The sequence below is a fragment of the Aequorivita todarodis genome, from assembly GCF_028561335.1.
GTDB classification, from domain to species: Bacteria; Bacteroidota; Bacteroidia; order Flavobacteriales; family Flavobacteriaceae; genus Aequorivita; species Aequorivita todarodis.
Map to the genome: position 1 here is coordinate 25,847 of NZ_JAQQTG010000044.1, position 24,171 is coordinate 50,017.

At 40.2% G+C, this 24,171-nt stretch carries 23 protein-coding genes; 13 read left to right on the forward strand and 10 right to left on the reverse strand.

Features of this window, described 5'->3' with window-relative positions; all coding sequences use genetic code 11:
• The first annotated feature begins 58 nt into the window (after positions 1 to 58).
• The 6 genes from POV26_RS11980 to POV26_RS12005 all read left to right on the forward strand — a co-directional run bounded on the left by POV26_RS11980 (position 59) and on the right by POV26_RS12005 (position 5,904).
• Complete coding sequence (locus POV26_RS11980; RefSeq protein ID WP_272856712.1) at positions 59 to 1,255, forward strand: sensor histidine kinase; 1,197 nt, start codon at positions 59 to 61, stop codon at positions 1,253 to 1,255.
• 45 nt (positions 1,256 to 1,300) lie between these two features.
• On the forward strand, positions 1,301 to 3,223 hold the full coding sequence (locus POV26_RS11985) for a BatA domain-containing protein (RefSeq protein ID WP_272856713.1): 1,923 nt from the start codon (positions 1,301 to 1,303) through the stop codon (positions 3,221 to 3,223).
• Entirely contained in the window at positions 3,220 to 4,476 is a 1,257-nt protein-coding gene (locus tag POV26_RS11990; RefSeq protein ID WP_272856714.1) for a dihydroorotase, read from the forward strand. Before POV26_RS11985 ends, POV26_RS11990 begins: the two co-directional genes overlap by 4 nt.
• A complete protein-coding gene (locus POV26_RS11995; protein WP_272856715.1) occupies positions 4,476 to 4,796 on the forward strand; it encodes a hypothetical protein in 321 nt (106 codons plus the stop codon). The genes POV26_RS11990 and POV26_RS11995 overlap by 1 nt, the downstream gene beginning before the upstream one ends.
• A 51-nt stretch (positions 4,797 to 4,847) precedes the next feature.
• Entirely contained in the window at positions 4,848 to 5,171 is a 324-nt protein-coding gene (locus POV26_RS12000) for a DUF4870 domain-containing protein (RefSeq protein ID WP_045079392.1), read from the forward strand.
• A 76-nt stretch (positions 5,172 to 5,247) separates the two neighbouring features.
• The gene (locus POV26_RS12005; RefSeq protein ID WP_272856716.1) at positions 5,248 to 5,904 is read left to right on the forward strand and encodes an alpha/beta hydrolase; all 657 of its coding nucleotides are present in this window, start codon (positions 5,248 to 5,250) and stop codon (positions 5,902 to 5,904) included.
• A 133-nt stretch (positions 5,905 to 6,037) separates the two neighbouring features.
• On the opposite strand, the gene POV26_RS12010 is transcribed toward POV26_RS12005, so the two are convergent.
• Both POV26_RS12010 and POV26_RS12015 read right to left on the reverse strand, forming a co-directional pair.
• The gene (locus POV26_RS12010) at positions 6,038 to 6,532 is read right to left on the reverse strand and encodes a hypothetical protein (RefSeq protein ID WP_272856717.1); all 495 of its coding nucleotides are present in this window, start codon (positions 6,530 to 6,532) and stop codon (positions 6,038 to 6,040) included.
• Positions 6,533 to 6,534: 2 nt separating this feature from the next.
• Positions 6,535 to 7,311 carry an MBL fold metallo-hydrolase gene (locus POV26_RS12015; RefSeq protein WP_272856718.1) on the reverse strand — a complete coding sequence of 259 codons (777 nt, stop codon included), beginning with the start codon at positions 7,309 to 7,311 and terminating at the stop codon, positions 6,535 to 6,537.
• Positions 7,312 to 7,390: 79 nt separating this feature from the next.
• On the opposite strand from POV26_RS12015, the gene POV26_RS12020 reads away from it, so the two are divergent.
• Positions 7,391 to 8,845: a TonB-dependent receptor gene (locus POV26_RS12020; protein WP_272856719.1), complete on the forward strand. Its 1,455-nt coding sequence runs from the start codon at positions 7,391 to 7,393 to the stop codon at positions 8,843 to 8,845.
• On the opposite strand, the gene bcp is transcribed toward POV26_RS12020, so the two are convergent.
• Positions 8,842 to 9,294, reverse strand: coding sequence for a thioredoxin-dependent thiol peroxidase (gene bcp, locus POV26_RS12025; protein ID WP_272856720.1), 453 nt, complete (start codon positions 9,292 to 9,294; stop codon positions 8,842 to 8,844). The two genes, POV26_RS12020 and bcp, sit on opposite strands and share 4 nt — an antisense overlap.
• A 30-nt stretch (positions 9,295 to 9,324) precedes the next feature.
• On the opposite strand from bcp, the gene POV26_RS12030 reads away from it, so the two are divergent.
• On the forward strand, positions 9,325 to 9,987 hold the full coding sequence (locus POV26_RS12030; RefSeq protein ID WP_272856721.1) for an endonuclease III domain-containing protein: 663 nt from the start codon (positions 9,325 to 9,327) through the stop codon (positions 9,985 to 9,987).
• 110 nt (positions 9,988 to 10,097) lie between these two features.
• Here the strand turns inward: POV26_RS12030 and POV26_RS12035 are convergent, their stop codons facing one another.
• On the reverse strand, positions 10,098 to 10,250 hold the full coding sequence (locus POV26_RS12035; RefSeq protein WP_272856722.1) for a hypothetical protein: 153 nt from the start codon (positions 10,248 to 10,250) through the stop codon (positions 10,098 to 10,100).
• A gap of 56 nt (positions 10,251 to 10,306) precedes the next feature.
• Positions 10,307 to 10,894 (reverse strand): RNA polymerase sigma factor, encoded by a 588-nt coding sequence (locus POV26_RS12040; RefSeq protein WP_272856723.1) that lies wholly within the window; start codon positions 10,892 to 10,894, stop codon positions 10,307 to 10,309.
• A 256-nt stretch (positions 10,895 to 11,150) separates the two neighbouring features.
• Between POV26_RS12040 and uvrA the strand changes: the two genes are divergently transcribed.
• On the forward strand, positions 11,151 to 13,928 hold the full coding sequence (gene uvrA / locus POV26_RS12045; RefSeq protein WP_272856724.1) for an excinuclease ABC subunit UvrA: 2,778 nt from the start codon (positions 11,151 to 11,153) through the stop codon (positions 13,926 to 13,928).
• Between the two features lie 283 nt (positions 13,929 to 14,211).
• Positions 14,212 to 15,456, forward strand: coding sequence for a hypothetical protein (locus tag POV26_RS12050; RefSeq protein ID WP_272856725.1), 1,245 nt, complete (start codon positions 14,212 to 14,214; stop codon positions 15,454 to 15,456).
• Positions 15,457 to 15,598: 142 nt separating this feature from the next.
• Here the strand turns inward: POV26_RS12050 and POV26_RS12055 are convergent, their stop codons facing one another.
• The 5 genes from POV26_RS12055 to POV26_RS12075 all read right to left on the reverse strand — a co-directional run bounded on the left by POV26_RS12055 (position 15,599) and on the right by POV26_RS12075 (position 20,567).
• Positions 15,599 to 16,885: a glycosyltransferase family 4 protein gene (locus POV26_RS12055; protein WP_272856726.1), complete on the reverse strand. Its 1,287-nt coding sequence runs from the start codon at positions 16,883 to 16,885 to the stop codon at positions 15,599 to 15,601.
• A 146-nt stretch (positions 16,886 to 17,031) separates the two neighbouring features.
• Positions 17,032 to 17,472: a PIN domain-containing protein gene (locus POV26_RS12060; protein WP_272856727.1), complete on the reverse strand. Its 441-nt coding sequence runs from the start codon at positions 17,470 to 17,472 to the stop codon at positions 17,032 to 17,034.
• Positions 17,469 to 17,672 carry a hypothetical protein gene (locus tag POV26_RS12065; RefSeq protein WP_272856728.1) on the reverse strand — a complete coding sequence of 68 codons (204 nt, stop codon included), beginning with the start codon at positions 17,670 to 17,672 and terminating at the stop codon, positions 17,469 to 17,471. The genes POV26_RS12060 and POV26_RS12065 overlap by 4 nt, the downstream gene beginning before the upstream one ends.
• A gap of 38 nt (positions 17,673 to 17,710) precedes the next feature.
• The gene (locus POV26_RS12070) at positions 17,711 to 20,149 is read right to left on the reverse strand and encodes a YfhO family protein (protein ID WP_272856729.1); all 2,439 of its coding nucleotides are present in this window, start codon (positions 20,147 to 20,149) and stop codon (positions 17,711 to 17,713) included.
• Between the two features lie 154 nt (positions 20,150 to 20,303).
• Complete coding sequence (locus POV26_RS12075; RefSeq protein ID WP_272856730.1) at positions 20,304 to 20,567, reverse strand: DUF4834 family protein; 264 nt, start codon at positions 20,565 to 20,567, stop codon at positions 20,304 to 20,306.
• Positions 20,568 to 20,673: 106 nt separating this feature from the next.
• Between POV26_RS12075 and POV26_RS12080 the strand changes: the two genes are divergently transcribed.
• Genes POV26_RS12080 through POV26_RS12090 form a run of 3 tightly spaced genes read left to right on the forward strand, consistent with a single transcriptional unit; the run spans position 20,674 to position 23,652 of the window.
• Positions 20,674 to 21,651, forward strand: coding sequence for a transporter (locus tag POV26_RS12080; protein WP_272856731.1), 978 nt, complete (start codon positions 20,674 to 20,676; stop codon positions 21,649 to 21,651).
• Positions 21,652 to 21,660: 9 nt separating this feature from the next.
• Positions 21,661 to 22,779, forward strand: a complete 1,119-nt coding sequence (locus POV26_RS12085; RefSeq protein ID WP_272856732.1) for a GNAT family N-acetyltransferase — start codon at positions 21,661 to 21,663, stop codon at positions 22,777 to 22,779.
• Between the two features lie 36 nt (positions 22,780 to 22,815).
• Positions 22,816 to 23,652 (forward strand): BRO-N domain-containing protein, encoded by an 837-nt coding sequence (locus POV26_RS12090; RefSeq protein WP_272856733.1) that lies wholly within the window; start codon positions 22,816 to 22,818, stop codon positions 23,650 to 23,652.
• The last annotated feature ends 519 nt before the right edge of the window (positions 23,653 to 24,171 follow it).

The window sequence follows — 24,171 nt, forward strand, 5'->3', positions numbered from 1 at the left end:
GATACATTATATCCAACTATATTTAACGGCATTAAAAAATAATCGTTGAAATATCTTTATGATTTTTCCAAAATTCCCCGACAATGAAAAAGAGCGAGTTGCCGAATTAAAGAAGTACAATTTACTCGATACCCTTTCCGAAAATGATTTTGACAACATTACCGCCCTTGTTGCGGCAATTTGCGAAGTACCCATTTCATTGATCACCCTTTTGGACAGCGATCGGAATTTTTTCAAATCACACTTTGGCCTTGATTTTAACCAGTCTCCGCGGAATATTTCGTTTTGCGGACACGCCATTTTGCAGGATGAAGAAATATTTATAGTAGAGGACGCAGCAAATGATTTGCGTTTTAAGGACAATCCGTTGGTTACCGAAGCGAACGCGCTATTTTATGCGGGCGTTCCTCTTGTGAACAGCAACGGTTTTAAACTCGGTACGCTTTGCGTTTTTGACCATAAGCCCAGAAAACTTACCGAGCTTCAAATTACATCGTTGAAAGCTTTGGGAAAACAAGTGGTTATCCTTTTTGAGCTTCGGAGAAAAAATAAATTGTTGACAGAGTTTCAAAAAGAACTGCAACAGCGCAATGAAAGATTGGTAAAATTTGCACAAGTTGTCTCGCACGACTTGAAATCGCCATTGGCAAATATTACCTCACTTACCCGAATGCTTCGCGAAGAAAATATCCAAACCCTTTCGGAAGATTCGGGTATGTATCTCAATTACATTGAAGAATCCTCTTTTTCGTTGAAAAACTACATCAACGGTATTTTGAAGTTTTACAAAACGGATGAATTGATTGATGCCCAAAAGGAGGACGTTCCGCTAAAACAGGTATTTGAGGAAATAAATGAAATTTTGATAACGGACGATATAGTTTTTGAATATCCCACCGCTCCTGTTTTGCAAAATGTGAACAAGGCCGCACTTACCCAGATTTTCCTCAATTTGATTGACAATAGCCTGAAATACAATTTAAATCCACAGAGAATGGTGTCGGTAACATACACTGAAGAACCTGATTTTCACAAATTTTCGATCAAAGACAATGGAATGGGCATAGACCTTGGCGTGCAGGAAGAAATATTCACTCTTTTTAAAACCACCGGCATTAAAGACAGGGATGGGAAAGAAGGGACTGGTATTGGGCTGGCAACGGTAAAAAGCTTGGTTTCAAAGCTCGGGGGAACCATTTCTTTGGATTCGGAACCCGGAAAAGGAAGTATCTTTACCTTTACCATTCAGAAATAGCTGTAATTACGTTCCATTTTTTATCTTTGGCCAATATTTATAGGAATGCAGTTCAAACACCCAGAAATTCTTTACGCCCTTTTCCTGCTGCTCATCCCCATATTTATTCATCTTTTCCAACTTCGTCGTTTCCAAAAAGTAGATTTTACCAACGTCGCTTTCCTTAAAAAAGTGACCATCCAGACCCGAAAGAGTTCGCAACTCAAAAAGTGGCTTACGTTATTGATGCGTCTGCTCGCTTTGGCCTGTATCATTATTGCCTTTGCACAACCTTTCACCGCTTCCAAGACTGCTTTAAACACTAAAAAGGAAACCGTCGTTTATATTGACAATTCCTTCAGTATGCAGGCCAAAGGCGCCAAGGGCCCAATGCTGGAACGCGCCTTACAGGATTTATTTGATAAAACGGGCGGCACGGAAAAACTGAGTTGGTTCACAAATAATTCGGAAAGAAAAAATGCCTCGCCACAGGATTTTAAAAATGAGGTGCTTTCAATCCAATATTCCCAGAGTCAGTTGACACCTTCGCAGGTTTTATTGAAGGCCAGACAACTCTTTTCCGATGAAAAAGATGCGGCGAAGCGTTTGGTGTATCTCTCAGATTTTCAACAAAAGGAAGCCTTTCCGGAAATTCCGAACAATTTAATTGTGGATGCCGTGCAACTGAAAGCCGTAAAGGCTTCAAATATCTCTATTGACAGCGCGTATATTGCTTCAAAAAATGCTTCAACCACACAACTAAAAGTACAAGTTTCGAGGAGTGGCAATGAAACTTCGGAAGTACCTATTTCGCTTTTCAACAAGGAAAAATTGATCGCCAAAACAGCGCTGGACATTTCAGGAAACACTACCGGAAATGTAACTTTTGACATTGACAATTCTGAAGAATTCATTGGAAAACTGGAAATCAACGAGGCAAATCTTCCTTTTGACAACACACTTTTTTTCAGCATAAACAAACCCGGAAAAATAAAGGTCTTGGCCATTAACGAAGCCGACGGCAACTTTCTGCAGCGACTTTTTGAAAAGGAGGAATTCCAGTTTACGCAGCAAACCTTCAAAACGTTGAACTACAATGAAATCCCCGACCAAAATTTCATCGTGCTCAATGAGTTGAAGGAAATTCCCGCCTCGTTGGCAACCGCTCTAAAATCTTTTAGCGATGAAGGTGGCAGTGTACTTGTAATTCCTTCTACCGAAGTGGATCTGAACAGTTACAACAATTTTCTATTGACGATGTCATTGGGAACGCTTTCCGCTGAAACGGTTCAGGAAAAAAAGATCGCGAAAATTACGTTCTCCCATCCGTTGTTTAAAGATGTTTTTGAAAAGGAAGTGGCAAATTTTCAATATCCAAAGGTCAATTCTTTTTACAATATTTCAACAAACACAGCACCTGCAATTGGTTTTGAGGACAACAAGCCATTTTTGCTTCAAAAGAACAAGACATATCTGTTCACGGCGGCAATAAACAAAGAGAATTCCAACTTTCAAAATTCGCCTTTGGTCGTCCCCACGATTTATAATATGGCCCTGCAGAGTTTGCCCTTACCTCGCCTGTATTACACCATTGGACAGCAGAATTCCATTGCGGTTCCCGTAAAATTGGGGCCCGATGAAATACTGACCATTAAGGACAGTACGGAGCAGTTTATACCGCTTCAGCAAACAAAGGCCAATTATGTTTTAATGACAACTACGGAAGAACCCGATAAAGCAGGAAATTATCAAATAGTGAAGAAAAACGAGTTTTTGGAAAATATAAGTTACAACTATTCCAGAGATGAAAGCGAATTGCACTATCTGAATCCAGAAAATTGGGAAGGCGCGGAAGTCTATAAAACCGTGGACGATCTTTTTGATTCACTAGCCGATGCAAGTGCGATTAACAGTTTTTGGAAATGGTTTGCTATTTTTGCATTGCTCTTTTTACTTTTTGAAATGCTTATCTTAAAATTCTACAAATGAAGATATTACTGAAATCTGCCACCATTGTTGATGCTTCCGGCAAACATCATTTAAAGAAACGGGATGTTTTGATAGAAAATGGTAAAATTTCAAAAATTGCCGCAAGCATTCCTTCTTCCGAAAAGGTAAGGGAAATTTCCCTGAAAAATCTTCACATTTCGCAGGGTTGGTTTGACAGCAGTGTTTCCTTTGGAGAACCCGGTTTTGAAGAGCGGGAAACTATTGAAAACGGTTTAAGAACGGCAGCCCACAGTGGTTTTACCAGTGTTGCGGTAAATGCCAACAGTTTCCCGGTAACGGACAGCAAAGGCCATATAAAATTTCTGAAGAGCAAAGCCGAAGGAAATGCGGTGAGCCTCTACCCCATCGGCGCGCTTACCGTGGGAAGCAAAGGAACAGACCTCGCCGAACTGTACGATATGCAGAACGAGGGTGCGGTTTCTTTCTACGATTATAAAAACCCAATCGCGAACGCAAACTTGCTGAAAATAGCCCTACAATACACCCAGAATTTTGAGGGTTTGGTGCAATCGTTTCCCTTTGAAAAATCTGTGGCGCGAAACGGCATGGTGAACGAGGAAGTTAACAGCACCCGATTGGGTTTAAAGGGAATTCCCGCACTTTCGGAAGAGCTCCAAATAATCCGCGATTTGTATATTCTTGAATATACGGGTGGCAAGCTTCACGTCCCGACCATTTCAACAAAAAAATCTGTAGAGTTGATTAGGGACGCTAAGAAAAAGGGACTGAAAGTAACGTGCAGCGCTACCATTTTCAACCTTATTTTAACGGATGATGATCTGGAGGAATTTGACACGAACTATAAATTACTTCCGCCGTTGCGGACAAAAGAAGATGCCAAAGCATTAATAAAAGGCCTGAAAGATGGCACCATTGACGGCATTACGAGCGACCACAACCCTATTGATGTGGAGCACAAAAAAACCGAATTTGAGCAGGCTTATTTTGGAAGCGTTGGTTTGGAAGCCTGTTTCGGGGCGCTCAACCAGATTTTGGAAATGGAGCAATCCGTCAATGCACTTACGGGCTTGAAGGAAACTTTCAAAATTCCTTCGGAAAAAATTGAGGAAGGAAACCGTGCCGAACTTACCCTTTTCAATCCTGATGAAACTTGGGAATTTGCTGAAAAAGATATTCTTTCATCGTCTAAAAATGCGGCATTGCTCGGTTCGAAACTAAAAGGAAAACCTTACGGAATTCTGGCAAATAACCAATTGGTACTGAACAGCTAATGAAAAATATACCTGCCGGAAGAACGACTGCGCTTATTGCCTATGCCCCATTTGTGGGTTTTATGATTGCCTTTTTTATAAACCGGGATGAGAATCACGACTTTGCCACGTGGCACATCAAAAATATGTTCGGGATAACCCTCATGTTCATCGTTTCCATGGTTATTCAATCGCAAATAGACGTAACCGTTGGCGATGTTGTGTGGCTTATTTGCTTCTTGCTTTGGCTCTATTGCTGGGCGATGGCTTATTTCAACAAGAAAAAGGGCATTCCATTTTTAAGTGAGAAATTTCAGGAATGGTTTACTTTTTTAAATTAAAGTATTGATTATCTTTAGCTTAAATAAACCACTAACCTAAAAACGAATAAAATGGAAACAACTACAGATAACGGCAAAACGGTTGCCATCATAGCCTACATTACACTTATTGGCTGGATTATCGCACTAATAATGAACAATGGAAATAAAACGGCTCTTGGCTCCTTCCACGTACGCCAATCTTTGGGCATTATGTGTGTGGGAGTGGTACTGAGTATCATTATAAGTTTTATTGGCATTTCTATACTGAGTTGGATTGTACAACTGGCCATATTGGTCTATTGGCTTTTGGGGTTGATTAGCGCGGTACAGGGCGAAATGAAACCCGTGCCGGTATTTGGCGAACAATTTCAAGAATGGTTTAAGGGCATTTAATTTTTAATAATTTTTAACGGGACCTTTTAAGCTGAAACAGCTTCAGTTTAAAAGGTCTTGTTTATTTTTGCAGCCTATGGAAAAACAGACCCTACTCTTGGAACACAATTATAGACCCGCGAAAGACCCAGCAGGCAAACCGCCGGCAATTATTATGCTGCACGGCTTTGGGAGCGATGAAAATGATTTGTTTTCCTTTGCCAGCGAACTTCCGGAGAAATACGCAATCATTTCTTTAAAAGCTCCAATTCGTTTGGAACCTTACGGAAATGCTTGGTACAACATATATTTTGACAATGCGCAGGGTAAATTTAGCGATGATGAACAGGCCATTGCCTCCCGCGAATTGGTCTCAAAATGTATTGATGAAATTATTAAAAAATATAAAGTTGATGGAGAAAATATCACTTTGTTAGGCTTTAGCCAAGGTACTATTTTAAGTTTCGCCGTAGCGCTGAGCTATCCTAAAAAGGTTAAAAATGTAATCGGTTTGAGCGGTTATATAAACGAAGAAATCTTAAAAGAAGGATACGCCAAAAATGACTTCAGCAATCTTAATGTTTACACTTCCCACGGCAGTGTGGACCAAGTAATCCCTGTGCAATGGGCGCGGCGAACTGAGCCATTTCTGAAAAAACTGAACATAGACTGTAAATATTCGGAATTTCCAGTAGGTCACGGCGTTGCTCCACAGAATTTTCGGGAGTTGAAGGAGTGGTTGGGGAAACGGTAAGTTTTTAGTTTTCAGTCGCAGTTTTCAGTCGCAGTATTCAGTCGCAGTTTTCAGTGGTTGTGGTCAATAAAAAAACCCCAATAACCCAATAACCCAATAACCCAATAACCCAATAACTTAATAACTTAATAACTTAATTTGGATAAAGAAAGGATGCAATTGGTGTTAATTCCAGTTCGTTTTTATCGTTGAAATGGTATTCCAAAATCATTTCGCCCCAATATTTTCCATCGGTAAAATCTGCTTGTATCCACTTGTGGTTCAGGAACTTCAGTTTGTTAATTTTCATATCGCCGTTCATTCCATCAAACGGCACCAATGGGTTGTTTCCCTTTTGCAAATTGAAATCATAGATTTGGTCTGAAACCATTGCCTCAACATCTGCTGCCTCATAGCCCATTTTTTCCAAATAGGTCATTGCATTGTCATTTCCCAACAGGGTAAAATAATTCAAATCACGGACCTGGTTCTGAAGTTTATCAATAGAATCCTGCGCCATTTGAATATTTGCCTCAAGATTTTCTATTCTGGATTCCTGCGATTCAAAAATTTTCTTTTCATTCATATATTGATAAAAAATGAAAAGCATTGCAAAAAGAAAGAGGTACAAAAAAATTTTATTTCTCATAATTAAATCGTTATAGTAAGGGTATCATAGGCCAAATGGACGTTTTTCGGAAGCTTTTTTTCCACTTCTTCGTGAAAGCCCATCAAATGGCTAATGTGTGTGAAATATGTTTTTTCAGGCTTCACTTTTTCAACAAAATCAAGTGCTTCCGAGATATTAAAATGTGAATAATGCGGCGCTTCCCGAAGTGCGTTTATAACTAAAACCTTGGTTCCCTTCACTTTTAAAAGCTCTTCGTGCGAAATTGTTTTTACATCGGTCAAATATGTAAAATCCTCTACCCGGAACCCCAGCACAGGAAGGGTATCGTGCATGGCCTCAATGGGTACTACCTTTTTCCCGCCAAGGGTAAATGGAGTGTCTTTGTCAATTTCAATTTCCTTAATATTTGGGGCACCGGGATATTTATTTACGGTAGCAAAAATATAGGCGAATCGTTCCCGGAGTGATTCAAAAACCCGCTTGTGGGCATAAAAGGGCATGATGCCCTGCATAAAATTAAAAGGGCGAATATCGTCCAATCCCGCTGTGTGATCGCTATGTTCGTGGGTAAGCAGGATGCCATCCACTCTTGAAACATTCTCGCGCAACATTTGCTGCCTGAAATCGGGTCCGCAATCAATTACATACGAAAAATCATCCCAACGCAATAAAACAGATACCCGCAAGCGTTTATCTTTAGGATCGGTGCTTAAACAAACTGGGTGATCACTGCCAATTACGGGTATTCCCTGCGAAGTTCCGGTGCCGAGAAATGTAACACTGAATGTTGATTTCATTCCAGCAAAAATACTGGTATTTTTTTTGTTTACCTATTGTAATCGCTACCTTTGTTATATAAAAAAATAGAACGTTGCTATGCCAGAAACCATAATAGGGGACAAGGAATTTGAGAATATTCCTTCCATAAAAAGCAAGGCTTTACGAATTAATCTGAACGAAAACATTTACGGCACTTTTGCCGAAATTGGAGCCGGACAGGAAACCGTACGGAATTTTTTTAGGGCCGGTGGCGCCTCTGGAACCATTGCCAAAACCATGTCTGCCTACGACAAGGATTTTAGCGACGCAATTTATGGAATAGAGGAAGACGGCAGATATGTAACCGAATCGAGGCTGCAAAAAATGCTCTCGCACGAGTTCGACCTGATTGAAGAACGCATAAACCGCGAAAAACACCCCAACAGACTTTTCTTTTCATACGCAAACACCGTTGCCACCATTGACTTTGCCAAAAAATACAAAGGCCATGGTTGGGTGGGGATTCGCTATCAGATTGATCCGAAGGAACCGTATAATGAAATAACCCTCCATATCCGTTTTCACGAGAACGATGCGCAACTTCAGCAAATTACCTTAGGAACTTTGGGTGTTAACCTCATTTACGGCGCATATTACAAATACGACCAACCCAACAAATTGTTGCGATACCTTTACGATCATATCGATAAGGATAAAATTGAAATTGACACTATAAATTTTTCGGGGCCCCGTTTCGCAGATGTTGACAACAGATTGATGAGCCTTCAGCTGATCAAGAATGGCATGACGGATGCGGTTATGTTTGACCCCGAAGGCCACAACATACTCCCCGCAAGAATTCTGTATAAGAAAAACATATTGGCCCTCCGCGGAAGCTTTAGGCCGGTAACGAAGGTAAATATTGATATGTTTGAACGCTCCTATGAAATGTTTCTGAAGGAAAACAGGGTAGAAAAGGATAGAACAGAGGTTATTTTTGAAATCACGCTTTCAAATCTTCGCGCTGAAGGTGAAATTGACGAGGAAGATTTTATGGACCGTGCCAGATTGCTCTGCTCTTTGGGCTATACGGTTATGATTTCAAATTTTCAGGAATATTATAAACTGGTTGAATATTTCTCAAGATATACCAAAATGCGCATGGGGCTTGCCATGGGCGTCAATAATTTAATAGATATTTTTGATGAAAAATACTATCGCCATTTGAGCGGGGGTATTTTGGAAGCCTTTGGAAAATTATTTTTTAAGGATTTGAAGGTTTACCTCTACCCTATGAAAGATCCAGAAACCGGGGAATACACTAACAGCGAAAATCTAAAAGTACATCCTCGAATGAAGGAACTGTATAAATTCTTCAAATACAACGGAAAGGTAGTGGACATCACAGATTACAATCCTGAAAATATGGAGATATTTTCACGTGAGGTTTTGTCAATGATAGAAAGCGGCGAGGAAGGCTGGGAAGAAATGTTGCCTCCCGGAGTTGCGGAAATTATTAAAGACAAGCGTCTTTTCAATTACAAACCAACACCCGCCAAAATAAGTAATTAAGCAAGGATTTGTGCCGCGTGGTCTTTGGTCTTTACTTTGTCAATTACGCGTACAATGGTACCGGTTTCGTCCATTATAAAAGTCTTGCGGTGTATGCCGTCAAACTCCCTTCCCATGAATTTTTTAGGTCCCCAAACCCCGAAAGCATTTATCACCTCTTTATTCTCATCGGCCAATAACGGAAATGGGAAATTGTATTTTTCTTTGAAGTTTTTTTGGCGTTTTTCACTGTCGGCACTTACTCCCAACAGTTCAAAACCCTCTTTTTGAAGTTCTTTATAATTATCGCGAAGATTGCAAGCTTCGGCCGTGCAGCCGGGAGTGTTTGCTTTTGGATAGAAAAAGACGATCCATTTTTTTCCTTCGTAATCTTTTGATGAAATTGAGTTCCCATCCTGATCGTTCGCTTTAAAATCTGGAGCCTTATCTCCTGCCTGTAATGTTTTCATTATCCCTATTTTTGCATAAAAGTACTTAAAATGACCAAGCAAGAAAAGGTTAACTTCGTTATTGATACGTTAAATAGACTTTACCCACAGGTTCCCATTCCCTTAGCCCATAAAGATCCCTACACTTTGTTGATCGCTGTTTTGCTTTCCGCCCAAAGTACGGACGTTCGTGTAAACCAAATAACGCCACTTTTATTTGAAATTGCGGACAACCCTTATGATATGGTAAAACTGACCGTGGAGGAAATCAGGGAAATCATAAAACCCGTGGGACTTTCGCCCATGAAGAGCAAAGGAATCCATGGCCTTTCAGAAATTTTAATTGAAAAATATAATGGGCAGGTCCCGGCAGATTTTGAAGCGTTAGAGGCTTTACCCGCGGTGGGCCACAAAACAGCAAGTGTGGTTATGAGCCAAGCCTTTAATATTCCTGCCTTTCCTGTAGATACACATATTCATAGGTTGATGTACCGTTGGGGTTTTTCCAATGGAAAAAATGTAGTGCAAACGGAAAAGGATGCAAAACGACTGTTTCCGAAAGATTTATGGAACACGCTCCATCTTCAAATAATATGGTACGGAAGGCAATACTCCCCGGCGCGTGGTTGGGATTTGGAAAAAGATATAATCACAAAGACCATTGGCAGAAAATCGGTGATAAAAGAGTATTTAAAGAAGGTAGATAAGAGATGAGCGATGAACTATGCACATTATGCCCCGTAAATAAATTCCCCCTTTTGGGGCTAGGGGCTTTTTTTCAAAAAAAAAAACCCCGAAAAGCTAATTCCAGGGTTTTTCCAAGTTTAGTTTAGAAGTGCTTCAAACTTCATTTTATGGTAATCTATAACACTTAAAGCCATCGAATAATCCAGAAGAAATTTAATGGTTTCCTCTTTTGGAGCAAGTTTTTTATTCACGTTGTCCACACGTGATGTTTCAGAGTATAATTTTTGCATAGAATGTTATTTTGAGGTTTATTTCCAAATAACGCAGCAAAAATTACTTTATTGTATCAATTGGTCAATATAATATTATGTTTATCAATTACTTTGCGCAAATTTATGAGCGCATAACGCATCCGTCCCAGCGCAGTATTGATGCTAACCCCGGTTTGCTCACTTATTTCCTTAAAGCTCATATCTTTATAAATACGCATCATCAATACTTCTTTTTGGTCGTCCGGAAGTTCTTCAATCAATCTTCTTACGTCGCTTTCAACCTGACCTTTAATGATTTGCTTTTCAATATTTAAGGAATTATCGCTCAAAACCGAAAATATATTGAAATCATTATTGTTTTCAAATTTCGGCATGCGGTTGTTCTTTCTGAAATGGTCTATCACCAAATTATGCGCAATACGCATCACCCAAGGAAGAAACTTGCCTTCTTCATTGTAGGCACCCCTTTTAAGGGTTTTAATGACTTTTATGAAAGTATCCTGAAATATATCTTCAGCGACATCCCTGTCAAAAACTTTTGAATAGATAAAACTGTAGATCCTTTGCTTGTGTCGAGTCACTAACTCGCTAAGTGCAGATTCATTACCGTTCATATAAGCGTTCACTAAAAACGCATCAGAGGAGCTATTGCTTTGCTTCATATCAATACTTTTTTTAAAAAATAAACAACTATGGTTTTGGTTGCTTAGTTACAATGTTTATTTGTTAAAAGTAATGATCAGCTATAGGCAATAATTTTTTTATATGACGTTAAGAGCCGTAAATATAACAACAAAGAATTCACAAATGCAAAAAAAAGGTTAAATTTTTCATTAAAAAATAATAGTAACCGCAAATGTGCATTGCTGAAATCGATATAGTATCTTTGCGAAAAGCTATAAAAAAAGGAAAATTACATTGAGTACCGAAACCGTAGATACTAAAAAAAACATCCTTATTCAGGGTGCAAAACTTCACAATCTTAAAGACATTTCTGTTGCCATTCCACGTAATAAACTGGTGGTAGTTACAGGTCTATCCGGCAGCGGAAAATCCAGCTTGGCGTTTGACACGCTTTACGCCGAAGGCCAGCGACGCTACGTGGAGAGCCTTTCCAGCTATGCCCGTCAATTTTTGGGAAGATTGGACAAGCCAAAAGTAGATTCCATAAAAGGGATTGCGCCCGCCATTGCAATCGAGCAAAAAGTAAATTCCACAAACCCGCGTTCCACGGTTGGGACCTCCACCGAAATTTACGATTATCTAAAATTGCTCTACACCCGGATTGGGAAAACCATTTCGCCAATTTCTGGCAAGGAAGTTAAAAAAGACACGACCACAGATGTTATAAATTTCATAAAAAAATTTCCAAAAGGCGAAAAATTACTGCTCCTCGCCCCTATCTTTTTGGAAGAAGGCCGCACGATGGAGAATAAAATCCAGGCACTGGCGCAACAGGGCTATTCCAGAATTAAAGTGAAAGATGAAGTTGTTCGGATTGATGAATTGGAGGGAAAATCATTTCCGAAGAAGATAGATTTGGTCATTGACCGGATTATTACTAAAGACGAAGAGGATTTCTATAACCGCCTTGCCGATGCTGTTGAAATAGCATTTTTTGAAGGAAAAGGTGAACTGTATATTGAGGAACTTTCTTCAAATAAAGTTACGGAATTCAACAACCGTTTTGAGGCCGACGGCATGGTTTTTATGGAACCAAACGTGCATCTTTTCAGTTTTAACAATCCCTACGGCGCGTGCCCAACTTGTGAAGGTTATGGCGATGTGATTGGTATTGATGAAGATTTGGTTATCCCAAATACTGCCCTCTCCGTGTATGAAAACGCCATATTTCCGTGGCGTGGCGAAAGTATGGGCTGGTACCGGGACCAATTGGTGAACAATGCCTATAAATTTGACTTTCCCATCCACAAACCGTGGTTCCAGCTTACCGAAGAACAAAAACAGCTTGTGTGGGACGGAAATAAGTATTTTGAGGGATTGAATTCCTTCTTTTCGTTTTTGGAATCAAAAAGCTATAAAATCCAAAATCGGGTGATGCTCTCTCGTTACCGCGGAAAGACGAAATGCACAACGTGTAAAGGAAAACGCCTTCGTCCAGAAGCTGGTTACGTTAAAATAAATGGCACCGCAATTCAAGAATTAGTCGAGCTGCCTTTAGATAAAACTGCTGAATTTTTCAAGAAACTGAAACTTTCAGAATTTGATGAAAAAGTAGCCAAGCGTTTGCTGCTGGAAATCAACAACCGCCTTCGTTTTTTACAGGATGTTGGTTTGGGCTATTTAACATTGAACAGAAAATCGAACACGCTTTCGGGCGGCGAATCGCAACGAATCAACCTTGCCACCTCTTTGGGGAGCAGCCTCGTGGGCTCTATGTATATTTTGGACGAGCCAAGTATTGGACTTCACCCCAAAGACACGGAACGGCTTATCGTTGTTTTAAAATCCCTTCGCGATTTGGGGAACACCGTAATTGTGGTGGAACACGATGAAGACATCATGAAAGCCGCCGATGAAATTATAGACATCGGTCCCGAAGCTGGAACTTTTGGCGGCGAAGTGGTTGCCCAAGGAACCTATGCTGAAATTTTACAATCAAACTCGCTTACCGCAAAGTATTTGAATGGCGAAATGGAAATTGAAGTTCCAAATAAACGGCGTACTTCAAAAAATAAAATTACAATCAGCGGGGCTCGGCAAAATAACTTGAAAAATATAGACGTAACTTTTCCATTGAATGTTTTCACGGCAGTTACGGGCGTTTCCGGTAGCGGAAAAAGTACGTTGGTAAAGAAAATTCTCTATCCAGCCCTGATGCGTGAGATTGGTGGTTATGGTGAAAAGCCCGGACAGTTCTCAGAAATTAAGGGAGATTTCAACACCATCAAAAGCATCGAATTTATCGACCAAAACCCAATTGGCCGCTCCAGCCGAAGCAATCCGGTAACCTACATTAAAGCGTATGATGATATTCGGAATTTATATGCTTCGCAAAAGCTTTCGGACATTCGTGGGTACAAAGCAAAACATTTCAGCTTCAACGTAGATGGCGGCCGTTGCGAAACCTGCAAAGGCGAAGGCGAAGTAACCATCGAGATGCAGTTTATGGCAGATGTGCATTTGTTGTGCGACACCTGCAACGGCAAACGTTTCAAAAAAGAAGTGCTGGAAGTAACGTTTCAAAATAAAAACATAGACGATATTCTCACGATGACCGTGGATGATGCCGTTGCATTCTTTAATGAACATAAGCAGGATAAAATTGCGGCGAAATTGCAACCCTTGCAGGATGTGGGATTGGGTTATGTTCAGTTGGGGCAAAGCTCCTCCACCCTTTCCGGTGGGGAGGCACAGCGTATCAAGCTTGCTTCGTTTTTGGTAAAAGGAACATCAAAAGAGAAAACCGTTTTTATATTTGACGAACCTACAACAGGGCTTCATTTTCACGATATCAAAAAATTATTGGCTTCTTTTTATGCTTTGCTGGAAAGAGGGCATACCGTAATTGTTGTAGAACATAATTTAGATTTGATAAAATGTGCAGACCACATTATCGATTTGGGCCCTGAAGGCGGCGAAAATGGTGGACAAGTAGTTGCAGCAGGTACTCCGGAAGAAGTTGCGAAAAATAAGGACTCATTTACCGCTTCCTATCTAAAAGAAAAACTTTAAGAGTTACTATGTTTTTTTGGCACACTAATTGAAATCAAAATAACAGAAAATAAGACTTTTAGTTTTTTTGGTTGGTTAGTTTTTAAAATCCGCTGGAGCAGTAAATACCTTCAGCGGATTTTTTATTTGAATGCTCCCAAAATTCCAATTTAATCTTATAATAGCTTAAAGCATTACTGAAAATCAATGCTTTAAAAACTTGGCACGGTCGTTGGTTATTTAAAAGCGTACTCCGCTAACCAAGAAACATCATGCAAGTACAAACCTTTTAAAATTGAAACTTATGAAAAACATAGCATTTATTTTCAGCATCCTTTTGATGGGATTTTCAGCAAATGCAACTACCCACGAAAGTGAAGACCAGTACAGAAGGGGATACGACGGAAGCGCCTACATTTTTGTGGAAGGCAACGTAGAATTCTCCGTTTTCCCAGACGGCCAATTCGATTTTGTGTACGTTGGGCCCCAAAAAGGTTCAAGCGTTACCATTAACACTCCCAATGTGAACATAAGTTTCAATTCGGGTTATGATTATGATGCTTATGTGCAGTATGACGATTACGGCGCAGTAATACAAGTAGAAAGTGTTCCTATTTATTATGATTACTACGGACGCATCATCCAAGCGGGAAATGTGGAAATTCAATATAATGACCGACGAATAGTGAGAGTTGGCGGGTTGCACGTAGTGTATAATAATTATGGCTATTTCTCACATTGCACTGGCGTGATAAATGTATTCAACCCATACTACGTTTATCGCCCTTGGCATGTGTATTATGCGCCCCCGGTTTATACCCATTGTGTAGTTTATGACCTTCCTTACAGAAGGTATTACAATCCTGTTAGATATAGTTATCACGACCACGTGGTCTATTACAAAAAGAGACATCGCGTTGCCTACCACAACGGCCGCAGGGATTTCTATCGTCCCGGAACGCGAGTTTATGATAAAAAAGGAAGGGCTTCCATAAACAAGGAATACAACCCGAATAGAAGGAACACTATGGTTGCCACAAATTATTCAAGAGAGAATAGTTCAATGAGAAGTAACAATTCGCGAAGCAATGCTGTTACCCGAAATAGTAGCACCAATAGCAAAGGAGCCGCAAATGTTAATCGAAGCATTCGTAACACACGGAATAATGTTAAAAGTGTTTCAGGCAGATCTTCAAACACTATTAGAGATAATAGTTCAAGAGTGAAAAACGATAACAGTAGAAAAAATTCGGGAAGAAGTTATTCTGAAAACAATACGAAAAACACGAGAAGTGAAAACGCAGTTCGCTCAAATAATACAAGAACTGTCTCAAACAATAGGGCGGTTAAAAAGGAAACCCGCACCACTTCCAGCAACAGAAGCACTTCGATAAGCCGAAATAAAGCACAGGCTCCAAAGCGGGAAACCGCAAGCCGAAGCCGCAGCACAGTAAATAAGTCCAGCGCTCCTTCGCGCAGTAGCTCCAAAGCGAAAACCTCACGAGGCAGTTCCTCAAGAGAAGCTAGTTCCAGAGGCGGACGCGGATAAAGATAGTTTTTTGGTTGGTTGAAAACCTCCGTGAATCTGTATGACAACAGAGGATCGGAGGTTTTTTTTGAATCAAGACTAAAGGGAGACAGGAAACAAGACTATTAAGGGTCACGAAATAAAGCTTCGGTCCAACGACCATCTACCGACTACCGACTAAAATCAAAGATGCCATTTGCCTCGTCAGCTCCCTTCTGCTATATTTTTCAATTCCTTCGGAAGCAATCTTTAGCTCGCCCTTTTTGAAATCTTTGTATAATTGGAGAATCTCAGTTTTCAATTCATCATCGTCCCAATAGCTAAAGAATTTTCCAGCATTGGTCTCAGTAATAATTCCCTCAATATCACTTTCCTTCGGCCCCAAAGCGATTATTGGGCGTTTAGCGGCGAGATATTCAAAAAGCTTCCCGGGAATAATGGCACGGGTTTCCGCGCTGTTTATTTCCACCAAAAGTAAAACCTGGCTTTTATGTTGAAGCCGTAGTGCTTCGGAATGCGAAACATAACCCAAAAATTCACAATTCTCCGTTAACTGAAAGTTTTCAAGACTTTGTTTCACTTCCGCACTTACGGCACCAGCAAATTTCAACTGCAAATCGTTTTTGAAGGAAGTATCTTCCTTGCAGATTTCAGCAAGTATCTTCCACAATACCTCTGGGTTTCTTTCACTCAACAATGAGCCAATATGTGAAATAGAAAAAACAGAATCTGTCGCAAAATCGCTTTTCTCAGCAATATCGTAACCGTTGGTAATAACCTCAATGGGCTTTTCAGTAATCATCCCAAATTCCTTTTTGGTCGTTGGGCTCGTCACTGTAATAATATCTGCTGATTTTAAAACCGAAGCTTCCAACGCTTTGTGTTTTCGTTCGGAAGCTTTGTTCAACCGAAGCGATTTGTGGTAATGGATCGTCGTCCACGGATCGCGGAAATCTGCAATCCACTTTACGTTCAGGTCTTTCTGAAGTTGCATCCCAATTAAATGGAGGCTGTGCGGCGGACCGGTTGTAATAACAACATCCACTGGATTTTTCGCAATATATTTTGAGAGGAATTTTACCGAAGGTTTTACCCAGCCCACCCGCGCATCGGGGATAAAAAAATTCCCGCGAACGTAGAGCATGAGCTTTTCCACTGCGGAAATTTCCTTTTTTGAAATGATGCCGCTGCTCATCTGCTTGGTTTTCTTTTTTGAAAAGAGTTTCGCAAAACGATACGGTTCATTGATTGGCTGTTTTAATACTTCAATATCCGAAGGGATTTCCGAATCAAACTTTTCATCAACCAAAGGATAGTTAGGGTTTTCGGGCGCATACACAATCGGTTCCACGCCAAACTCCCGAAAATATTTTACAAATTTCAACCACCGCTGTACGCCCGGACCGCCCGCGGGAGGCCAATAGTACGTTATGATTAGGGCGCGTTTCATTGATGGTAGCGGGTTAGGAGTTAGGGGTTAAGGGTTAATGGGTTAATGGGTTAATGGGTTAAAACTATATAGCGTTATAACTAAATAACCAAGTAACATTCAGAAATTTCGATGCTTTTCAGTTATAAAAAAATTGGTCAAAAAGATTAAATTTCATTCCGGAGGTTCTTTATTTCTTCCGTTGTAAAAAGCCAATCAATCCCTTTTGCTTGCAATCCATTTATCAATTTTTTATCTCCTGTCCAAAGTGGAGCGTCCAATGCCATACTCAATGCGACAAAAGGTGCGTCATATTCATCAATATCACCAGTTAATTCGATGGCCTTTTCCCAAGTAGTTATCGAAAAGGTTTCTATGTCTATCAAGTCAATTTTTCTAAAAAGAATCCGTTTTAAAAATGCCAAATCATCATCTGATAATCCAGAAAGTTGAAGCAGTTTAGTATGATGTTTTTTAAGTTCTTCGAGAACAAGGCTCGGGGCATAAAAATCAAAAGCCTCAGTGGAATTGAGCAATAAATCGCTTATAGTTCCTTCTGGGCTTAGAATTCCGCTAAAAATTATATTCGTATCAACCACCACTTTCACTTAACAAAACGGCTTTTGTTTTTGCTCCACCAATCTTTTTTTGATTCGATCGCCAACTGGTCTATTTGTTCTTGAGTAGCTTTACTTTTTGAAGCAATCTCACGGAATTTAATATAATCCAAAATTCGCTGAAGCCCCACCAAGTCCGTTCCAGTCGGTATTCGGATAAGAATTTCGTTATCTTTTCTTTCTATTTGCATATCTAAATGTAATCAAAATTTTGATTATATCTTCAGAATCATTTTTGTTCCTCTTCCTTCTTTCGAAAGGCAAAATACAAGCCACTCAATAAAATCAAAAGGAAAACAATACTGCTCACCAACGAAATAGTGCTTCCCGTTTGGATCACTTTTGGCTCAAAGATGAATTCTATTTTATTGTTTCCCGCTGGAATTACCATCGCTCTCAACAAATAGTCCGCCCTGAAATATTCCGCAGGTTTTCCATTTATGTAAGCGTTCCAGCCCTTTGGATAATACACCTCGGAAAATACTGCCAATTGCGGGGATTTTGTGGAAGCTTCATAAACCAATTTATTCGGCTGGTGGCTGAAAAGTTCAATGGTCGCAGTGCTATCCCGTTCCATTTTTTGGCTCGGTATTTTTGAAAGGAATTCTTTGTTAACAACCGCGGTCTTTTTGGTATCCAAACTGTCGAGAAGTTGAATTTCTTCGTCTGCATTCTCCGCCGGAAGTACATTCTCAACAAACCAAGCATCGCCGTTTGCATAAGGATTTCGCTGCGCTACGGGCCCGCCGTTTTTGGCTTGGGTAATGATGTAGCGCACGTTCAACATATTCAGGATACCTATGTTTCCTTTGCTGATGTAATATTCAAAAATATCCTGCATTCTGCCCGGCTTTGCGGCGTGATACCCGCCCAAAGCATTGTGATAATAACTTGCGCGCCCACTGTTGAAAGCATTGGTGGTTGCATCGTAAACGCGGTAATGGCCGTCGTCCTTCAAAATTTGCTCGTCGGCACTGTTCTTTTGGAAAGGTTCATCCACCAATCTTGCCTGCACAAAATCTTCTTCATTTACATATCTTCTATCAACCCCTACCAAATCGACCAAAACCAAAACACAAAGCGCAGCCACGGCGAAACCTTTTTTTAGCGTTCCCTTCATAAAAAACCAGAGAACAGCCGCCGTCAATAGTACAAATATCAGCGAACGGATTGCATCGGAAGTAAAGAGCGACATTCGGTCTTCGCGGATTGCCTCCAAAAACGGAAGGCCCATTTCTTCCCTAAAATAGCTGTCGTACGGACTTGCAAAATCGAATAATGTTGCTTTAAAAAGAATAAATAGCAGCGTAAGTCCGCCCACAATTCCCGTGGACCAGAGCAGGGCTTTCTTCTTTTCCGCTTCCCTTTCAAATTGATTAAAAAACTGGTGAAGTCCCACAATGGCGAGGATTGGAAGAATTAATTCGATAATTACCTGAATAGAGGAAACCGCGCGGAATTTATCGTACATCGGCACATAATCAATAAAGAATTGGGTCAAACCTTTAAAATTGTCTCCCCAAGAGAGCAGCAGGGTTAAAATAAAACCCGAAACCACCCACCATTTCAATCTGCCGCGGACCAAAAAGAGCGCCAGCACGGCAAGAAAAATCACAATCGCGCCGATATACGCCGGAGCCCCCACATAGGTCTGATGGCCCCAATACATCGGGATTTGGCTTAAAACCTGATTGGCTTCCTGCGCAGAAGCGCCCATCCGCATCAAGCTCTCTACGGTTTTTGAATCTTTCGGAAATGCTTCGGAAGAGCTTCCGCCCATAAACCGCGGAATGAAAAGATTGAAACTTTCCAGCCTCCCGTAGCTGTATTCCGTGATATAATCGTAATCAAGGCCCGTTTTGTTATCTTTTGGGGTACCGTCCGCATTTACGGTCAGTTCAGTTTTTCCGCGGGTTGAAGTATCGGCATATTCCTTGGTTGCCAAAATATTTGTGGCATTCAACCCGATGGAAATAATTACGGCAACTACCATAATTCCAACGGCCTTAAAATAATGCGGAAGCAATTTCTTCCAATAAGCATCAATCAAATAAACAATCCCGATGATTATCACCAAAAGCATCAAATAATACGTCATTTGGAAGTGGTTGGCCACCAATTCCAGCCCCATCGAAACCGTGAGCAGTAAAAATCCCCAGAGATATTTTCCGCGGAAGGTGAGAAATATTCCACTTAAAACAAAGGGCATATAGGCTATGGCGTGGGCTTTTGCGTTGTGCCCAACGCCAAGGATAATGATTAAATACGTTGAAAAGCCAAACGCCAGCGCACCCAAAAAAGCCAGTTTATAATCTACTTTCAGCACCAAGAAAAGAATATACATTCCTATAAAATAGAGGAAAAGATAATCTGCGGGACGCGGCAAAAAGCGGATTGCGAGATCGAGCTGTTTTATGTAATTGTTCGGATATTTTGCGCCCAGTTGATAGGTAGGCATCCCGCCGAAAGCCGCATCGGTCCAATAGGTTTCCTCCCCTGTAGCTTTTCTGAAATCATTCTGTTGCTTCGCCATTCCGGTATATTGCACAATATCGCTTTGGAATATCTTTTTCCCTTGCAGGACCGGGTTAAAATAGGCCAGCGAAGCCACGATAAACAAAACGAAAACAACTAAATGGGGAAGAAATTTCTTAAAGTTGGGCTGCATAATTTGGCGTGTGGATTTGAAGAGGGGAAATTAGGGATTTTTTTGGAAACACGAACCACTCCTATAGGGAAACACGAACCACGACGTTTTGATACACGACCAAAAAAATGTCTATTTGTCGTGAGTCGAAACGTCGTGGTTCAAAATGTCTTTATCAATCTACCTCCTCAAACTCCACATATTCCCCAACTTTTTTACTCTTTCGGGAATTTTGCGATGGGTTTTTGTCGATGGTGATACTTCCCTCCGGTTTGTGCTGAGAATTCATATCTGGATTATTTCCAAAGAATTGCTCAAACTGCTGTCCGGCTTTTTTCGAAATATAGCGCATTAAATAAGGAGTGGCGAGCCTAATAAGAAACTTTAGCCCTAAATATACCAGAAGAACGATCAATATCGTTTTTAGGAATGTCATCATAACTGTAAAATTCTTTCCAAAAATAAGGATTGATGCAGAAAAAGACGAATATTGACTATTAAATAAATGGTAAAATCTTATATCTTTGAACTAAACCCAACGTTCCATGAATATCAAACTTCCCCTTCTATTTTTGCTTTGCTCTATTTCCTTTTCAACAGCATCGGCCCAATATACCGAAGAGATAAACACCAACCGCCCCGGTGGATCGCAGGGCGCCTTTTCAGTTGGCACCAATGTGCTCCAGATTGAAACTGGATTCAGCTACGGAAAAGAGAAGCACGAGCTTTTAAAAACCGAGACCAACGGTTTGGCGATAGACTATTCCATCCGTTATGGTTTTTGGAAAGAACGCCTGGAAGTAAGTCTTATGGGTGAATTTCAATCAAATTCCATTACCGATACGCGATCTACAAATGACAACAAGTATAAAAACGCTAACTTCAAAAGCAATACCCTTGGGGCAAAATATTTAATTTACGATCCATACCGAAAACGCGATTTGGAAGGCCCAAATCTTTATAGTTGGAAGGCAAACAACAAAACACAATGGGCAGATTTAATTCCCGCAATCTCAATCTATGCGGGGGCCAATTTCGACTTTGCCGACAATCCCTTTACTCCAGAAGCTGAAGGCAAAATAAGTCCGAAATTTGTTCTTTCAACCCAAAACAATTTTATTGGCGGCTGGGTTTTTGTTACCAATATAATCGTTGACCGCGTTACCACAGATTTTCCCACTTATGGTTATATTGTAACGCTAACGCATGCCACCAATCGCTGGTTCTCTGTTTTTCTTGAAAACCAGGGCTTGAAAAGCGACTTCTATTCAGACCAATTGCTTCGTGGTGGGGCTGCGGCTTTGGTTAATGAAAATTTACAAGTAGATCTTTCGCTTACCTATAGTTTTAAGGATACCCCTTCAAAATTTTATGGCCGTGCCGGGGTTGCGTATCGTTTCGACATGCACGACAAAGACGAATATTTGGAAGATAAGATCAATAAGGAGTTAAAGGAAAAAGAAAAGAAGGACAAAAAAGACGAACGCGAGGAGGAATTGACTCCGGAAGATAACGGCGAATAAGAATATTATATGATTACTGTAAAACAAACCACCTCCAAAAGTGATCTTAAAAAATTTGTCACTTTTCCATTCAAGCTCTATAAAGATAGTAAATATTGGGTGCCATCACTTATTAAGGATGAAATGGAAACTTTGGATCCCGAAAAAAATCCTGTGTTTAAAAATGCCGAAGCCTGGTATTATTTGGCATATAACGGAAACGAGATCGTTGGGCGTATCGCTGTTATTCTGAACCATTTGGAAGTAAACGAACAGGGAAAGAAAAAAATTCGTTTCGGGTGGCTGGATATGGTTGATGACATTGAAGTAACCAAAGCCTTGCTGGAAAAAGCTTTTGAAAAAGGCCGCGAGCATAAGCTCGAATACGCCGAAGGCCCCGTGGGTTTCAGCAATATGGAAAAAGCGGGAATCCTCACAATGGGTTTTGAGGAAATGAACACGATGATTACGTGGTACCACTACCCCTATTATGCCGAGCATCTTGAAAAATTGGGTTTTGAAAAACAGGCTACTTGGGTGGAATACAAGATGGACATCCCCTCCGAAATTCTGGACAAAGTGAAGAAATTTTCAAAGTTGGTGCGGGAACGCTATCAAATCTCCGTCATCCGTTTTAAGAACAAAAAAGAAATTCTTCCCTATGTTGACAGCATGTTCGATTTGCTGAACAAAACCTACAACACCCTGCAAACATTCGTGCCCATTCAGCAATACCAAATAGATTATTACAAGGAAAAATACTTCAGCTTTATCCACCCAGATTATATTACCTGCATCAAGGATAAAGAAGGAGAATTGATTGCCTTTTCCATTGTGATGCCTTCCTTTTCCAAAGCGTTGAAAAAAGCAAACGGGAAATTATTTCCTTTTGGCTGGAGCTACATTCTCCAAGCGCAGAAAAAGAACGATACCGCCGCTTTTTATTTAATAGGAATTGACCCCGAGTACCAAGGAAAGGGCGTTACGGCGATAATTTTTGAGGAAATGCAACACCTCTTCAATTCAAAAGGAATCCAAACCGTTGAAACCAACCCAGAATTAAAGGAAAACACTGCGGTACAGTTGCTTTGGAAGGATTATAATCCCGTGCAGCATAAGGAGCGGAGTACGTTTAGGAAGGAATTGTGAGAATAGTTATTTTTTTACTCCCAAAAAAACAAAGTGATGAAAAATTCCAAAACCGCCATAAAATTATTTGAACAAAAACAGGTAAGGACAGCTTGGGATGATGAAGAAGAGAAATGGTATTTTTCTATTATAGATGTCGTTCAGATCCTTACTCAGAGCGACCGTCCAAGAAAGTACTGGAGTGACCTAAAGAGCAAGCTTAAAAAGGAAGGCAGTGAGTTGTCCGAAAAAATCGGACAACTGAAAATGCAATCATCAGATGGTAAATTATACAAAACTGATGTTGCCGATACCGAGCAGTTGTTCCGCCTCATACAATCCATCCCTTCGCCTAAGGCAGAACCATTTAAACTTTGGATAGCCAAAGTGGCGCGCGAGCGGATAGACGAAATTGAAGACCCGGAAATTGGTTTTGACCGCTTAATGGAAACCTATCTTAAAAAAGGGTATAGCAAGCAATGGATAAATCAACGCCTCAAAAGCATAGAAGTTCGCAAGGAACTGACCGATGAATGGGACCAACGAGGTGTTAAGAAAGGGCAGGAATATGCCATACTCACCAATGAAATAACCAAAGCTTGGAGCGGTTTTGATGTAAAAAACTACAAAAAACTAAAAGGCTTGAAAAAAGAAAATCTTAGGGATAATATGAGCAACCTAGAACTGGTGCTCAATATGTTGGCAGAAGCAACCACTACCGAAATAAGCAAAGAGAAAAAACCAAAAACCTTTGCGGAAAACAAAAAAATTGCCAACCAAGGGGGTACCATTGCAGGCAATACCCGAAAGGAAATCGAAGAAAAATCGGGAAAAAAGGTTGTCAATAAATTATCGGCCAAAGATTATTTAAAAGATAAAAACAAACTGGATTAATGAGATTTTACTAAATGGGAATAGACCCAAATATTAGGTAATAGGAATCCAAACCTTTGAAACCAACCCAGAATTAAAGGAAAATACTGCAGTGCAATTGCTTTGGAAGGATTATAATCCTGTGCAGCATAAGGAGCGGAGTACTTTTAGGAGGGATATTTAAGATGAAATTTTTACAATACAATTTCTAAGCAATAAAAGTAATTATTGCGAAGTCCTACGAGATTTTAAAAATGAAAGAAATTAATTTATTTATTCTTATAATTATAATATTTACTACCACAAGTTGTTCCATTTTTCATTCTAAATATATTGATATCCAAAGAGAAGGTGGAAGGTCTTTTAGTAAATATGAGGCAGAAATAAAATCCAATAAAGTAACTGATGTTAATGTGTAAGCTTCCCCTAATTAGAACTGTTCATTCTTCTAATATTTCTACAAACTTATTATTTTTAATTCTCTTGGGGCTAGCCCCAAGAGAATTAAATTCCGCATATTTTACTGGCGGTATTTTACCC

What these genes read in the sequence shown, in the direction of transcription:
- POV26_RS12020 (WP_272856719.1), top strand. Translation starts at nt 7,391, where the DNA reads ATGCCAGAAACCATAATAGGGGACAAGGAATTTGAGAATATTCCTTCC.
- POV26_RS12085 (WP_272856732.1), top strand. Translation starts at nt 21,661, where the DNA reads ATGATTACTGTAAAACAAACCACCTCCAAAAGTGATCTTAAAAAATTT.
- POV26_RS12070 (WP_272856729.1), bottom strand. Translation starts at nt 20,149, where the DNA reads ATGCAGCCCAACTTTAAGAAATTTCTTCCCCATTTAGTTGTTTTCGTT.
- POV26_RS11990 (WP_272856714.1), top strand. Translation starts at nt 3,220, where the DNA reads ATGAAGATATTACTGAAATCTGCCACCATTGTTGATGCTTCCGGCAAA.
- POV26_RS11985 (WP_272856713.1), top strand. Translation starts at nt 1,301, where the DNA reads ATGCAGTTCAAACACCCAGAAATTCTTTACGCCCTTTTCCTGCTGCTC.
- POV26_RS12035 (WP_272856722.1), bottom strand. Translation starts at nt 10,250, where the DNA reads ATGCAAAAATTATACTCTGAAACATCACGTGTGGACAACGTGAATAAA.
- POV26_RS12000 (WP_045079392.1), top strand. Translation starts at nt 4,848, where the DNA reads ATGGAAACAACTACAGATAACGGCAAAACGGTTGCCATCATAGCCTAC.
- POV26_RS12065 (WP_272856728.1), bottom strand. Translation starts at nt 17,672, where the DNA reads ATGCAAATAGAAAGAAAAGATAACGAAATTCTTATCCGAATACCGACT.
- bcp (WP_272856720.1), bottom strand. Translation starts at nt 9,294, where the DNA reads ATGAAAACATTACAGGCAGGAGATAAGGCTCCAGATTTTAAAGCGAAC.
- POV26_RS12080 (WP_272856731.1), top strand. Translation starts at nt 20,674, where the DNA reads ATGAATATCAAACTTCCCCTTCTATTTTTGCTTTGCTCTATTTCCTTT.
- POV26_RS12010 (WP_272856717.1), bottom strand. Translation starts at nt 6,532, where the DNA reads ATGAGAAATAAAATTTTTTTGTACCTCTTTCTTTTTGCAATGCTTTTC.
- POV26_RS12075 (WP_272856730.1), bottom strand. Translation starts at nt 20,567, where the DNA reads ATGATGACATTCCTAAAAACGATATTGATCGTTCTTCTGGTATATTTA.
- POV26_RS12015 (WP_272856718.1), bottom strand. Translation starts at nt 7,311, where the DNA reads ATGAAATCAACATTCAGTGTTACATTTCTCGGCACCGGAACTTCGCAG.
- POV26_RS12030 (WP_272856721.1), top strand. Translation starts at nt 9,325, where the DNA reads ATGACCAAGCAAGAAAAGGTTAACTTCGTTATTGATACGTTAAATAGA.
- POV26_RS12040 (WP_272856723.1), bottom strand. Translation starts at nt 10,894, where the DNA reads ATGAAGCAAAGCAATAGCTCCTCTGATGCGTTTTTAGTGAACGCTTAT.
- POV26_RS12050 (WP_272856725.1), top strand. Translation starts at nt 14,212, where the DNA reads ATGAAAAACATAGCATTTATTTTCAGCATCCTTTTGATGGGATTTTCA.
- POV26_RS11980 (WP_272856712.1), top strand. Translation starts at nt 59, where the DNA reads ATGATTTTTCCAAAATTCCCCGACAATGAAAAAGAGCGAGTTGCCGAA.
- POV26_RS11995 (WP_272856715.1), top strand. Translation starts at nt 4,476, where the DNA reads ATGAAAAATATACCTGCCGGAAGAACGACTGCGCTTATTGCCTATGCC.
- POV26_RS12005 (WP_272856716.1), top strand. Translation starts at nt 5,248, where the DNA reads ATGGAAAAACAGACCCTACTCTTGGAACACAATTATAGACCCGCGAAA.
- POV26_RS12055 (WP_272856726.1), bottom strand. Translation starts at nt 16,885, where the DNA reads ATGAAACGCGCCCTAATCATAACGTACTATTGGCCTCCCGCGGGCGGT.
- POV26_RS12090 (WP_272856733.1), top strand. Translation starts at nt 22,816, where the DNA reads ATGAAAAATTCCAAAACCGCCATAAAATTATTTGAACAAAAACAGGTA.